Origin of the sequence: Rhizobium sp. BK376 (assembly GCF_004341625.1) — a bacterium.
Lineage (GTDB): Bacteria > Pseudomonadota > Alphaproteobacteria > Rhizobiales > Rhizobiaceae > Rhizobium.
Window position 1 is genome coordinate 166,420 of sequence record NZ_SLZG01000008.1, and the last position, 13,047, is coordinate 179,466.

Here is a 13,047-nt window from a genome sequence, read left to right on the forward strand (position 1 = left end):
GCGAAATATACGAATGAAATAATTGAATAATTTAGTCTGCCTTTACTAAAGAGGCGCCCTTTGGCGCCCCTTTGAAACCAAAATCGTTAAAAATTAGCCCAGATTGAGCTCCTGGAAAAAGTCGTTGCCCTTGTCGTCGATGACGATGAACGCAGGGAAGTCTTCGACTTCGATCTTCCACACGGCTTCCATTCCAAGCTCCGGATATTCCAGAACTTCGACCTTTCTGATGCAATCCTGTGCCAGTCGCGCAGCCGGACCGCCGATCGAGCCGAGATAGAAGCCGCCATGGGCCTTGCAGGCCTCACGAACGGCACGGGAACGGTTGCCCTTAGCGAGCATGATCATCGAGCCGCCGAAAGACTGGAACTGGTCGACATAGCTGTCCATGCGGCCGGCGGTGGTCGGGCCGAAGGAGCCGGAGGCGTAGCCGGTCGGCGTCTTGGCGGGGCCGGCGTAATAGACCGGATGATTCTTCATGTAGTCCGGCATGCCTTCACCCTTCTCCAGCCGCTCGCGGATCTTGGCGTGGGCGAGGTCGCGGGCAACGATGATCGTGCCGTTCAGGGACAGGCGGGTCTTCACGGGATGCTGCGAGAGTTCCGCCAGAACGTCGCTCATCGGACGGTTGAGGTCGATGCGGACGGTCGAGGCCGAAAGCTTGTCTTCGTCGATCTCGGGCATGTACTTCGACGGATCGGTTTCCAGCTGTTCGACGAAGATGCCGTCGCGGGTGATCTTGCCCTTGGCCTGGCGGTCGGCGGAACAGGAGACGCCGAGGCCGATCGGCAGCGAGGCGCCGTGGCGGGGCAGGCGGATAACGCGAACGTCATGGCAGAAATACTTGCCGCCGAACTGGGCGCCGACGCCGAGGCTCTGCGTCAGCTTGTGGATTTCCTTTTCCATTTCGATATCCCGGAAGGCGTGCCCGTTTTCGGAGCCTTCCGTGGGAAGACAGTCGAGATAGCGCGTCGAGGCGAGCTTGACCGTCTTCAGGTTCATTTCGGCCGAGGTGCCGCCGATGACGATGGCGAGGTGGTAGGGAGGACAGGCGGCCGTACCGAGCGTCAGGATCTTTTCCTTGAGGAAATCCCGCATGCGGTCATGGGTCAGAAGCGACGGCGTGCCCTGATAGAGGAAGGTCTTGTTGGCCGAACCGCCGCCCTTGGCGACGAAGAGGAAGTCATAACTATCAGTTCCTTCCTCGTAGATATCGATCTGAGCCGGCAGGTTGTTCTTGGTGTTCTTCTCCTCGAACATCTTGATCGGCGCGAGCTGGGAATAGCGCAGGTTCTTCTTCTCATAGGCGTCGAGCACGCCCTTGGAGAGGGCAGCCGTATCACCGCCTTCGGTCCAGACGCGGCGGCCCTTCTTGCCCATGATGATCGCCGTGCCGGTGTCCTGGCACATGGGAAGAATGCCGCCCGCAGCGATATTCGCGTTCTTCAGGAGGTCGTAGGCGACGAAACGGTCGTTATCGGTGGCTTCCGGGTCGTCGAGGATGGAGGCCAATTGCTTCAGGTGGCCGGGGCGCAGCAAATGGTTGATGTCGGCGAAGGCGGTCTCGGCGAGCAGGCGAATGCCTTCGGGATCAACGGTCAGGATATCCTGCCCCTTGAATGTATCGACCGAGACATAGTCGCTCGAAATCTTGCGATAGGGCGTGGTGTCATCGCCCAGCGGAAAGAGATCGTCTGCCATGGAAAACCTTTCAGGCGGAGGGAGGGATCATTCTTTGGAAACGGTCTAAATCCGACAGAAGCGAAATGCAATTGCGTCAGCATGTCTCCCATCGCGCCGGAATGCGGCGATCGGTAGAATGCGATGGATTGCGTGAAGATTTCGTTGGGCGTGATCGTCAACGGATCCGCGACGATTCGTTGCTAAAAGCGAACTCGAAACATCAGGACGCCGATATTACATCGATATTCGCCCAAACGTTTCCACGGGCATAGCAATTCTCAGAGGACTTCGAGACATGGTTTCGTCTCGCCACCATCATCACATCTCGCCGTTTACGGTCGTCGTTCTCCTGCTTCTGGCCGGCATCGTCGCCGGCGTCCAGACGGGCTATTTCAAGAACGCCTTCCACAAGGACATCCTGGCGCGCGTCAATCCCGCCGATGTCCTGACGGCCGCCGACCTGACGCCCGCCAACCTGGCGCCGGTCCATGTCGCGGCGGGGCAGGTTGCAGCCCCGGCCGCGCAGTCGTCCGTCAACGCCGCGCATTGACGCGGCGTTTGAACCGGCTGTTCATTTCGGTCCGATCATCGTTTCCGGCCGGACGATCGCGTCATAGTCTTCGGCGCTGACGAGGCCGCTTGCCAAGGCTTCTTCCTTCAGCGTCGTGCCGTTCTTGTGCGCAGTCTTTGCGATCTTCGCGGCATTGTCATAGCCGATCTTCGGCGCGAGTGCCGTTACCAGCATCAGCGCACGCTCCAGCCCGGCCTTGATATTGTCCTCGCGGGCCTCGATGCCGACCACGCAATTGTCGGTGAAGGAGACGGCGGCATCGCCGAGCAGCTGCACCGACTGCAGGAAATTATAGGCCATCATCGGATTGTAGACGTTGAGTTCGAAATGACCCTGGCTATCGGCAAAGGTCAGGGCGGCATTGTTGCCGAAGATATGGATGCAGACCTGGGTCAGCGCTTCACATTGAGTGGGGTTCACCTTGCCCGGCATGATCGAGGAGCCGGGTTCATTTTCCGGCAGCGCCAGTTCGCCGAGACCGGAGCGGGGGCCGGAGCCAAGCAGTCGGATGTCGTTGGCGATCTTGAAGAGTGCTGCGGCCGCGGCGTTTATAGCTCCGTGGCTGAAGACCATGGAGTCGTGGGCGGCAAGCGCCTCGAACTTGTTCGGGGCGGTCACGAAGGGTAGGCCGGTGATAGCCGCGATTTCCTCCGCGACCTTTTCGGCAAAGCCAACCGGGGCATTCAGGCCGGTACCCACGGCCGTACCGCCCTGGGCGAGTTCGCTGAGCCCCGGCAGCGTCAGTTCGATGCGCTTGATGGCCGAGGCGACCTGGGCGGCATAGCCGGAGAATTCCTGGCCGAGCGTCAGCGGCGTTGCGTCCTGCGTATGGGTGCGGCCGATCTTGATGATATGGCTGAACTCGGAGACTTTCTTTTCAAGCGCTGCATGCAGATGCCGCAGTCCGGGCAACAGGTGGTGGACGATCTGTTCGGCGCAGGCGATATGCATTGCCGTCGGATAGGTGTCGTTCGACGACTGGCTCATGTTGACGTGGTCGTTGGGATGCACGGGCTTCTTGGATCCCATGACGCCGCCGAGCATTTCGATCGCGCGGTTGGAGATGACTTCGTTGGCATTCATGTTCGACTGCGTGCCGGAGCCGGTCTGCCAGACGACCAGGGGAAAATGATCGTTAAGCTTGCCATCGATGACTTCCTGCGATGCGTCGACGATCACTTTGCCGAGAGCTGGATCGAGCTGGCCGAGCGCCATATTGGCGCGGGCTGCCGCCAGCTTGACGATGCCGAGCGCGCGCACGATCGATAGCGGCTGCTTTTCCCCACCTATCTTGAAGTTGCCGAGGGAGCGCTGCGCCTGGGCGCCCCAATAGCGATCGCTCGCCACTTCGATGGGGCCAAAGGTATCGGTTTCCGTGCGGGTAGAAGTCACTGATTTACCTTCCATAATAACGAGTGGAACATATCCGCTGTTGTCGTCGTTTAGGCGTTTATAGGCCCGATCGTCACCCGTGAAAACATGCAGAAATATTTCATGAGATATTTTATCATGATTTATAGGTCGCCCGGGCGTGTTCTTTTGGCCACGCTTGATAAGTTATTCCTTTTTGGCGAATTTCCGTCCTTAAAAAGCCGCGGAAAAGTCGGTAAAAAATTAACTAATAATTTCATAATTTTGTGTGAACTGATCGCGAACCGCGCATCTACTTATTCACATGAAGTTGAGGCGTTGAACGATCGGCAGGCCTCGTCCGTTTTATCTTTATCGACTAAGCGATGTCCCAAGTATCGCTCAATTGATTTGAGAATGGACTGAGACTGTCTCAAGCTACCGCATGATACGGGGACCGATTTAAAATATGAAGCTCGCAACCAAATCCGCCGCCGCAGTACTCGCTCTGTCGTGCTGTTTTGCCGGCATCAGCACGGCATCCGCTAATGCAATGACCTTCCTCGATTTTATTCGCGGTGGTCCCGGCAATGCCGGCCAAAGCACGAAGATGCGTCCGGATTTTCCACCGCCGCCATCGGTTTCGAAGCAAGGTGATGCGAGTGCGCCGCTGCCGACGGTGGATGCGTCGCAGTATCAGTATTACACCTACAAGCCCGAGGCGATGCGCCTGGTGGCGTCCAGCCGGTTTGCCGATACTGTTGTAACCGGCGCCGTTGCAGACGCTTCGGCCACCCCGATGGGCGGTAGTGATTCCGCGGCGCAGCGGCACTTCCTGACGGAAGCGAAGGTCATGACGACGAACGACGTCGCCAAGGCACTGGAAGCCTATTACGGCAGCCAGAAGCAGCCGCTCGTCTGGGTTTCCGACAACGCCCTTAACGACAAGGCAAAGGCTGCGATGGCTGTGTTGGCCGACGCCGCTTCCGTCGGCCTCGATCCGGCCGATTATGCCGTTCCGCTTCCGACCTCCGACGCGACCAGCGTCAACTCAGCTGACCGTGACCGTGCGCTGATGCAGTTCGAGCTGACCCTGTCGGCAAAGGTGCTGAGCTATGTTCAGGACACCGAGCGTGGTCGCCTCGACCCGAACAAGATTTCCGGGTACCACGACTTCAAGCGCAAGGACGTCAATCTGACGCCGGTCCTGAAGCTCATCACCATGAGCCCGGACACGACCGCTTATCTCAACAGCCGTAGCCCGTCGAACCAGCAGTTTACGGAACTGAAGACTGAGCTTGCCAAGCTTCGCGGCAATGGCGCTTCCAGCGGCAATCATGTGACGGTTGCGCTGAGCGGCATTCTCAAGCCGGGTGGCAACTCGCCTGAAATGGCGAACATCGTCAAGGCAATCCAACTCAAGGGTTCCGAGGCTCTGAAGACGAGCCAGGCTTCGGTGCTTGCTTCCTATCAGGGCGGCTCCGACTATACGCCTGATCTGGTTTCGTTGGTCGAAGCTTTCCAGAAGGAACGGGGCCTGACGGCGGATGGCGTTATCGGTCAGTCGACGGTTCGCGCCATGGTCGGCGAGAACAGCGACAGCAAGATCCAGAAGCTCAACATTGCGATGGAAGAGCTGCGCTGGCTGCCGGATGAACTCGGCCCGCGCTATGTCTTCATCAACCAGCCGGCCTTCATGGTCTACTACTACAACGACAACAAGGAACAGTTGTCGATGCGTGTGGTCGTCGGCAACAAGAACCACCAGACCAACTTCTTCGAAAACCAGATCCAGACCGTTGAATTCAACCCCTTCTGGGGCGTTCCGCAGTCGATCATCATCAACGAGATGCTGCCGAAGCTGCGGGCCGATCCGAACTACCTGGACCGCATGGGCTATCAGGTCGAAGTGAACGGCCATGCCGTGCCTTCGTCCAGCGTCGATTGGTATGGTTCCACCCAGGCGATCTCCGTGCGCCAGCCGCCGAGCAGCGACAATGCTCTTGGCGAACTGAAGATCCTGTTCCCGAATAGCCACGCCATCTACATGCACGACACGCCTGACAAGGCCTTCTTCAAGAAGGACATGCGCGCGCTCAGCCATGGTTGCGTTCGTCTCGCCGATCCCCGCGCGATGGCGGCTGCGGTCCTGAATACGACCGTTGCCGATGTTGCAAAGCAGATCGCCGACGGGAAGAACAAGGCTGTGCCGGTGCCGCAGAAGTTCCCGGTCTACATTTCCTACTTCACGGCATGGCCGAACAAGGATGGCGTGATCGAATATTTCAACGACGTCTATGACCGCGACATGTACACGCAGCGGGCATTTGACGCCACGAGCAAGGCACGTCAGACGCAGGTCTAAGTAAAGCTTACGAAAATGTAATAAAAGGCGGTCCCTGTGGCCGCCTTTTCTATTGTCACATCCTCGTGTAGTTGGATGTTCGAAGTGGAATATGACAGGCAGATGACTATTCTATGTATGCCGGGCACAAAAGGACAGTCGTCATGAAAAGCTTCACTCGCAGTATTGTCATCGGCGGTTTGACTGCATTGATCGGCTTAAGCGCATTTGCTGAGGCCAACGCAGCTGCTGCGCCGCAACTATCGGCTCAGCCTGGCACGTACAACGGCTATAACGGCCGTGGCGCGTGGCTTCCACCCGCAGCCGCTCAGACGAGCGGAACCACAGTCGCCAGTGCCAGTGGCCACGCCTCGTGGTGCGCTACCCATTACAGAACCTATCGGGCGTCCGACAACACGTACAAGCCTCTCGATGGTCCTCGGGAGCAGTGCAGATAAGTTATAGGGCAATGAAAAGGCGGGTCGTTTCCCGCCTTTTTCATGAGCCGAAAAGACCTCGATGTTCCCAATTTCACAATTCCGTAATGAGTGGAACTGTGACGGAAAATTACACGTTTAAACATGTGTAATTTGAAGGAACTTCGTCATGAAAACAATCACAAGCGGTATTGTCGCCGGCGGGCTTAGCCTGCTGATGGGCCTGAGCTCGATAGGCCAGGCTAGTGCGATGACCATGTCGGCCTCGCCCATTCCGCAAACGGAAGTCCAGCAACCCGAGCTTCAGGCTGTCGCCTGGCACGGCGGCCACGGTCATGGGCATGTCTGGCACAACCACGGCGGCGGAGACGGTGGTTGGCATGGCCACGGCGGTTGGCACCATCACGGCTACTATGGCGGCGGATGGCACCACGGCTATTATCATCACGGATACTACGATGATGGCGGAGCATGGGTTCCGTTTGCAGCGCTAGCCGCCGGGGCTTTGATCGCCGGTGCCGCCAGCCATCCGGCCTATCGCACCTATCACAGCCACGCCTCGTGGTGCGCGGCCCGGTACAGAACCTATCGAGCATCCGACAACACCTACCAGCCGACCAGTGGTCCGCGAGCGCAGTGCAGGTAAGTCATAAGCAATGAAAAGGCGGGTTATTTCCCGCCTTTTTCGTCAGCAAGGCGCACTTCGATATTGGCAGCTAATATTTCTGTAATGCGTGGAACTCTCACGAAAAAATACTAGTTTTATATATGCCTAATATGAAGGAAGTTCGTCATGAGAACGTTGACTAGCATTCTCGCCGGCGGCTTGAGCGTGCTGACGAGCCTTATGCCCATAAGCGAGGCCCACGCTATCACGATGCCCGATCTGTCCATTCCGCAGTTCACGGGACAGCAGCCCGAAATCCAGCAGGTTCAATGGCACGGGGGCCGTGGCCGTATGTGGCACGGCAACGGTGGTTGGGGCCACGGTGGCTGGCATGGTCATGGCGGTGGTTGGTATGGGCACGGTGGCGGCTGGTATGGCCACAATGGCTGGTACGGGCGCCGTGGCTGGTATGGAAATGGCTGGGGCTACGGCTATTACCCCGGCGGATACTATGGTGGCTATTACGGCGACGCCTGGGTCCCGCTTGCGGCTTTCGCAACCGGGGCAATTATCGCCGGAGCGGCCAGCCGTCCCTATTATAGCCGCCCTTACTACAACGGTTACGGCAGCCACGCCGCCTGGTGCGCAAGCCGTTACCGGAGCTACCGCGCATATGACAATACCTTCCAGCCATATTACGGTCCTCGTCGGCAGTGCTGACGATGAAGGAAAAACGGCGGCTGCGGATGCGCTTGGCCGCCAGGGTATTGCGGTAAGCTGCGGTTATCCTATCGACAGCAGCCCTTCCACCAGGGCGGGGGTCAGCTCACTGTAGTGAGCGATGATGTGGTTGGGGCCGAGTGTTTCGACGTCTACATCGGAATAACCGAAAGGCACCGCGATCGAGGGCACGCCGGCATTGCGGGCCACCAATATGTCGTTGATGCTGTCGCCGATCATGACGGTCCGGGACAGGTCACCGCCGGCACGCTCGACAGTGCCTATGAGGTGCTTCGCATCCGGCTTGCGGACAGTGAACGTATCGCCGCCGGTGATGGAATCGAAATAGTGCGAGAGTTTCAACCGCTCGATCAGAAGCAGTGCGAGGGATTCAAGCTTGTTCGTGCAGACTGCAAGGCGGTGTCCGCTGGCCTTCAGCGCGTCCATCGCCTCGATCAGGCCAGGATAGGGCTTGGTGGCGCCGGGTATGTTGTCGGTATAATGCGAGATGAACCGTTCGAGGAGCGCCGGCAGGCCATCCGGCTTGAGGGCGTAGCCGCGCAGTTTGCAGGCGCGCTCGATCATCACCTGGGCGCCGTTTCCCACAAGGTGGGTAAGGTCGTTATAGCCTAGAGGAGCGAGGTCCAGCGCGGCGATCGTGTGGTTCAGGCTCTCGACAAGATCGATGTGCGTGTCCAGCAGGGTGCCGTCGAGATCGAATACGACAAGAGCAGATTTCACGGTAAGGGCCTCGGATCGTCGATAGAACAATTGTTCCGAAGTAGAATATCGCTCCCGGAATTGCAATGTCGGCCAGCTTATCTTGAATTGCGGGCTTGATGACAGTTGCTCGCCGGCACTGTGATGAGCGGCAGCATTTCTTCCGGAAGCTGCTATTTTGGCTTTACGTTTGCGGGGGGACCCGTGTAAACAGCAACTCCAACGCAATAATGGGAGCAGGTGGCGCTATGGACGCCCGGCAGATGAAGATCAAAGCCGCCGAGGCAGCGCTTTCCCATGTCGAAAGTGGCATGCGGCTTGGAATCGGAACCGGCAGCACGGCTGAAGAGTTCGTGCGGCTGCTGGCCGAAAAGGTTTCACAGGGTTTGATCGTTCAGGGCGTGCCGACGTCGGAGCGCACGGCGCGGCTTTGCGTCGAACTCGGCGTGCCTCTCAAATCCCTCGACGAACTTCCTGAGCTTGACCTCACGATTGATGGTGCCGACGAGGTCGATCCCTCTTTGCGGCTGATCAAGGGCGGCGGCGGTGCTTTGCTGCGCGAAAAGATCGTCGCTGCTGCATCCGCGCGCATGATTGTCATCGCCGACGAGAGCAAGATCGTTGATACGCTCGGGGCTTTTCCGCTGCCGATAGAGGTCAATCCGTTCGGGCTGGCATCGACGCGCATCAAGATCGAGCGGGCGGCCATGCAGCTTGGTCTTACGGGTGCCCTGAAGCTGCGCCAGGCCGGTGAAGAAAACTTCATGACGGATGGCGGGCACTTCATCATCGACGCATCTTTTGGCCGCATTCCTGATGCAGAGGCGCTAGCCATCGCATTGAACTCCATTCCCGGTGTCGTCGAACACGGACTCTTCATCAACATGGCGACGCTTGCGATCATAGCCGGTCCGGCAGGGGCACGGACGCTGCAGGCGAAAAATACATAGGAGCATTGAACTCATGATCAAAATAACGGGTCTTGGCCGTTTTGCCGCTGCGACCATCGTTCTTTCAGGCCTCGCGTTCGGCTCGGCCAGTGCGCAGGACGTAACCGACGAGCAGATCAAGGCAGCCCGCGCCGCAATCAACGCGCTCGGCATCACGAACCAATTCGACGCCATTCTTCCGAACCTCGCCGAGCAGCTGAAGAGCACGATGATCCAGGCGAACCCGAACTTCGGCGACCAGATTGCCGCGACGGTTGATCAGCAGGCCCTGGCGCTGGCGCCGCGCCGCGCTGATCTCGAGCGCGAAGCCGCCATCACCTATGCTAAGGCTTTCTCGGTCGACGAGCTGAAGGCGATCTCCGAGTTCTACACGTCGGATGCCGGCAAGAAGTTGCTGAAGGACGGTCCTGTCGCGACGCGCGAACTCTATAAGGCCGCGGACATCTGGAGCCAGGGTATTTCCCGCGATCTCGCCAGCCAGAGCAACGACGCTCTCGCCAAGATCGTCAAGGTTCCGGCAGCACCGCCTGTCGCCGACGACGCTCCGGCAGCCGATGCGGCGCCGGCCGCCAAGCCGGCAGCAAAGCCGGCCGCAACCGCAAAGCCGGCCGCAAAACCTGCTGCCCCGAAGCTGACCATTCCCGCGAACTAAGTTTTACGCATATCGAATATGTAAAGCCCGGCGTCGTCCGGGCTTTTCTTTTGGGGGCTGCCGGCACTATATCAGCAGCAAATGTCCCGTCCCGTCGGCTTTCCCGGCCCATATTTTCCTGCAGGAGCTTTGCATGTCTTCCTACGATTATGATCTCTTCGTCATTGGCGGCGGTTCGGGCGGCGTGCGCAGCGCGCGCGTTGCTGCATCGCTCGGGAAGAAAGTCGGCATTGCCGAAGAGTATCGCTACGGGGGAACCTGCGTCATTCGCGGCTGCGTGCCGAAGAAACTCTTCGTCTACGCTTCGCAGTATCACGAGCATTTCGAGGACGCGGCCGGCTACGGCTGGACGGTTGGGGAAAGCAAGTTCGATTGGAAGAAGCTGATCGAGGCCAAGGACAAGGAAATTGCCCGTCTCGAAGGTCTCTACCGCAAGGGCCTCGACAATGCGAAGGCTGATATATTCGATACGCGCGCCGAGCTGATCGACGCCAACACGATCCGGCTCGTCAAGACAGGCAAGACTGTCACCGCCGACAAGATCGTCATTGCCGTTGGCGGCTCTCCGAACCATCATTCCGCTTTGCCGGGCTATGAGCTGTGCATTTCCTCCAACGAGGCTTTCCATCTCGAGGAACTGCCGAAGTCGATCCTGATTGCCGGCGGTGGCTACATCGCTGTCGAATTCGCCAATATCTTTCATGGCCTAGGCGTCGACGTGACACTGATCTATCGCGGTGCGGAAATCCTGTCGCGGTTCGACCAGGACATGCGCCGTGGCCTGCATGAGGCAATGGAGCAGAAGGGAATCCGTGTCCTCTGCCACGACGTTATCGAGGAAGTGACGAAGACGGAGGCCGGGCTTCGGGCGCGCACCATGAAGGGCGAAATGCTTGATGTCGGCGTCGTGATGCTGGCCTTGGGCCGTGATCCAAACACCAAGAACCTCGGTCTTGAGGCTGCCGGCGTGAAGACCGATGGGCGCGGTGCGATCGTCGTCGACGACTATTCGCGTAGCTCCGTTCCCAACATCTACGCGCTGGGCGATGTCACCGATCGGGTACAATTGACGCCCGTCGCTATCCATGAGGCGATGTGCTTTATCGAGACGGTGTACAAGAACAATCCGACCAAGCCCGATCACGACCTGATCGCGACCGCCGTCTTCTCGCAGCCCGAGATCGGCACGGTGGGTCTCAGCGAAGAGGATGCGGGCAAGCGCTTCAAGGAATTGGAAGTCTACCGCGCCGAGTTCCGTCCGATGAAGGCGACACTATCGGGCCGGAAGGAAAAGACCATCATGAAGCTGATCGTCAATGCCGAGGACCGCAAGGTCGTTGGCGCCCATATTCTGGGTCACGATGCAGGCGAGATGGCACAGATCCTCGGCATAACGCTGAAGGCCGGCTGCACGAAGGATGATTTCGACCGGACCATGGCCGTTCACCCGACGGCTGCCGAAGAGCTGGTGACGATGTATTCGCCGAGCTACCGCGTCATCGACGGCCAGCGCGTCTAAGCGGCCTGGGCGGGCTGGTTTCCGATCAGCCCGTCAATCTCGGGGTCTGCAAGACCTTCAGGAAGAGCGCGTTCATGGCGTCGCTGATGCCCTGCGATGGGCTCACTTCGAAATACAGGCCTGCCGAGGCGCAGGACTGCAGCCTCTTGCCGATCTGCGACTGGAAGGGGCTGATCCACTCATTGTACCAGCCGTCCTGGGGCAGGGGCAGGTAGGTGGTGTAGAGGATAGCGATCTTGACGTTGCGGTTCTTCAGCGGTGTGCAGAAGCTCGTGTCGATCGGCTCCTGGCAGCGGTTCGCGCCGGAGAGCGGTTCGGTGCAATTGGTCTTCGGGCTGTCGCCGACGCCGTCGGTGACGAAGAACAGGATCTTCTGGCGATCGGAGGGTCCGGTGCCCTGACCGGCGGCCGAGATCGTCGTATTCAGCTGTGTCAGAGCGTTATCGAAGCTCGTCAGCGCGTCATTCTTGTAATTTTGCTGCAGGATGGTCATCAGCTGGACGCCGGTCGTATTGCTGCTGACCTGGTTCATGTCGGTGGAAAGGTCAGAGACGGTCTTCAGCTGGTCGTCGTCTGCCGATGTTCCGAATGTATAGACGGCCATGCGGAACTGGTCGGGCGTAACGCGGTTGCTGACAGCCGTCTGCGTCAGCGCCTGCGTCGCCTCTCGAACGACGTCGATGCGGGTCGTCACGTGGAGCTGCTGCGCCAGTGTATAGTAATCTTTTCCCGCGTTCTGACCCGTCTCGTGGCAGGCAAAGGCGCAGCTGTCCGGCGTATGGCTTTCCATTGTCGCAATATCAGACGGGGTCGCGCCGACGCCCATGGATGGCGTGTTGTCCACCAGGATATAGAAATCCATGTAGGTCGCGGTCTGGTTCTGCGACGTCGCCGTTCCCGATATGTCGATCGAGTCCTTGCCGAGGATGCGCAGGAACGTCGTCGGCACGACGGCGGAAAAATTGACCCTCGATTGCAGCGTGCTGCCTGTCTTGCTCACGGAGACATCGACGTTGACGTCATCCTGCTGCAGCGCGACCGTGTTTTGGGCGAAGAAGAGGTTCTTGGCGTCGGCTTCGGCGATGCTGACAGTGCCGTCTCCCATGGTCATGGCTGCCGCCACACCACTCGATTTTTCCGCCAGTGCACCGACCGCTGCGGCATCGGCGGCAGCGAAAAGCTGGGTCCTGACGCTCATGGCATTTGAGAAATCGATCGCGAGGCCGGCCACTCCGAGGAGCGGCACCATCAGCAATGCCGTCATGATGCCGAAATTGCCGGCTTTATTTTGCCACAGATGCTGCCACTGGCCGCGCATGATCGTTTCCTCAATTGCCTGTCGCTCTCATGGCGAACTCAGCAGGACCCTCATGGCGGCTGATTGACGCGTTGTATCAGGCAATTCTCAATAGGCAGCAAAGCCGCTTGGTATGCGGGCAGTTAATGCCTATGTAGTGGAACTTGCAGGCTCTTCGCAGCCTCAACCGAGGCGCT

12 protein-coding genes are annotated in these 13,047 nt (G+C 58.8%); 8 read left to right on the forward strand and 4 right to left on the reverse strand.

The features are described 5' to 3' along the window. Positions 1 to 93 precede the first annotated feature (93 nt). A complete protein-coding gene (locus tag EV561_RS20325; RefSeq protein WP_132524119.1) occupies positions 94 to 1,701 on the reverse strand; it encodes a fumarate hydratase in 1,608 nt (535 codons plus the stop codon). A gap of 277 nt (positions 1,702 to 1,978) precedes the next feature. On the opposite strand from EV561_RS20325, the gene EV561_RS20330 reads away from it, so the two are divergent. Then, complete coding sequence (locus EV561_RS20330) at positions 1,979 to 2,233, forward strand: hypothetical protein (RefSeq protein WP_132524120.1); 255 nt, start codon at positions 1,979 to 1,981, stop codon at positions 2,231 to 2,233. A gap of 21 nt (positions 2,234 to 2,254) precedes the next feature. Here the strand turns inward: EV561_RS20330 and fumC are convergent, their stop codons facing one another. Then, on the reverse strand, positions 2,255 to 3,646 hold the full coding sequence (gene fumC / locus EV561_RS20335) for a class II fumarate hydratase (protein ID WP_132524121.1): 1,392 nt from the start codon (positions 3,644 to 3,646) through the stop codon (positions 2,255 to 2,257). Positions 3,647 to 4,073: 427 nt separating this feature from the next. On the opposite strand from fumC, the gene EV561_RS20345 reads away from it, so the two are divergent. From EV561_RS20345 to EV561_RS20360, 4 genes are all read left to right on the forward strand, one after another. Beyond that, entirely contained in the window at positions 4,074 to 5,969 is a 1,896-nt protein-coding gene (locus EV561_RS20345) for a L,D-transpeptidase family protein (RefSeq protein WP_132524123.1), read from the forward strand. A gap of 143 nt (positions 5,970 to 6,112) precedes the next feature. Further along, positions 6,113 to 6,406: a BA14K family protein gene (locus EV561_RS20350; protein WP_245512773.1), complete on the forward strand. Its 294-nt coding sequence runs from the start codon at positions 6,113 to 6,115 to the stop codon at positions 6,404 to 6,406. Positions 6,407 to 6,554: 148 nt separating this feature from the next. Beyond that, positions 6,555 to 7,031 carry a BA14K family protein gene (locus EV561_RS20355; RefSeq protein ID WP_132524125.1) on the forward strand — a complete coding sequence of 159 codons (477 nt, stop codon included), beginning with the start codon at positions 6,555 to 6,557 and terminating at the stop codon, positions 7,029 to 7,031. A 147-nt stretch (positions 7,032 to 7,178) separates the two neighbouring features. Then, entirely contained in the window at positions 7,179 to 7,712 is a 534-nt protein-coding gene (locus tag EV561_RS20360; protein ID WP_245512775.1) for a BA14K family protein, read from the forward strand. A 63-nt stretch (positions 7,713 to 7,775) separates the two neighbouring features. Here EV561_RS20360 and EV561_RS20365 read toward each other — a convergent pair whose 3' ends face one another. Continuing rightward, entirely contained in the window at positions 7,776 to 8,453 is a 678-nt protein-coding gene (locus tag EV561_RS20365; RefSeq protein WP_132524126.1) for an HAD family hydrolase, read from the reverse strand. A 227-nt stretch (positions 8,454 to 8,680) separates the two neighbouring features. Between EV561_RS20365 and rpiA the strand changes: the two genes are divergently transcribed. The 3 genes from rpiA (at position 8,681) to gor (ending at position 11,553) form a co-directional block, all read left to right on the forward strand. Next, entirely contained in the window at positions 8,681 to 9,382 is a 702-nt protein-coding gene (rpiA, locus tag EV561_RS20370) for a ribose-5-phosphate isomerase RpiA (RefSeq protein WP_132524127.1), read from the forward strand. Between the two features lie 13 nt (positions 9,383 to 9,395). Further along, entirely contained in the window at positions 9,396 to 10,034 is a 639-nt protein-coding gene (locus EV561_RS20375; RefSeq protein ID WP_132524128.1) for a DUF2059 domain-containing protein, read from the forward strand. A 133-nt stretch (positions 10,035 to 10,167) separates the two neighbouring features. Beyond that, entirely contained in the window at positions 10,168 to 11,553 is a 1,386-nt protein-coding gene (gene gor / locus EV561_RS20380) for a glutathione-disulfide reductase (RefSeq protein ID WP_132524129.1), read from the forward strand. A gap of 25 nt (positions 11,554 to 11,578) precedes the next feature. Here the strand turns inward: gor and EV561_RS20385 are convergent, their stop codons facing one another. Beyond that, on the reverse strand, positions 11,579 to 12,871 hold the full coding sequence (locus EV561_RS20385; RefSeq protein ID WP_132524130.1) for a pilus assembly protein TadG-related protein: 1,293 nt from the start codon (positions 12,869 to 12,871) through the stop codon (positions 11,579 to 11,581). Between the last annotated feature and the right edge of the window lie 176 nt (positions 12,872 to 13,047).

Bases quoted from the DNA above. Each gene is read 5' to 3' on its own strand.
- EV561_RS20325 (WP_132524119.1), bottom strand. From the start codon at position 1,701: ATGGCAGACGATCTCTTTCCGCTGGGCGATGACACCACGCCCTATCGC.
- EV561_RS20330 (WP_132524120.1), top strand. From the start codon at position 1,979: ATGGTTTCGTCTCGCCACCATCATCACATCTCGCCGTTTACGGTCGTC.
- EV561_RS20345 (WP_132524123.1), top strand. From the start codon at position 4,074: ATGAAGCTCGCAACCAAATCCGCCGCCGCAGTACTCGCTCTGTCGTGC.
- EV561_RS20350 (WP_245512773.1), top strand. From the start codon at position 6,113: ATGAAAAGCTTCACTCGCAGTATTGTCATCGGCGGTTTGACTGCATTG.
- EV561_RS20355 (WP_132524125.1), top strand. From the start codon at position 6,555: ATGAAAACAATCACAAGCGGTATTGTCGCCGGCGGGCTTAGCCTGCTG.
- EV561_RS20360 (WP_245512775.1), top strand. From the start codon at position 7,179: ATGAGAACGTTGACTAGCATTCTCGCCGGCGGCTTGAGCGTGCTGACG.
- rpiA (WP_132524127.1), top strand. From the start codon at position 8,681: ATGGACGCCCGGCAGATGAAGATCAAAGCCGCCGAGGCAGCGCTTTCC.
- EV561_RS20375 (WP_132524128.1), top strand. From the start codon at position 9,396: ATGATCAAAATAACGGGTCTTGGCCGTTTTGCCGCTGCGACCATCGTT.
- gor (WP_132524129.1), top strand. From the start codon at position 10,168: ATGTCTTCCTACGATTATGATCTCTTCGTCATTGGCGGCGGTTCGGGC.
- EV561_RS20385 (WP_132524130.1), bottom strand. From the start codon at position 12,871: ATGCGCGGCCAGTGGCAGCATCTGTGGCAAAATAAAGCCGGCAATTTC.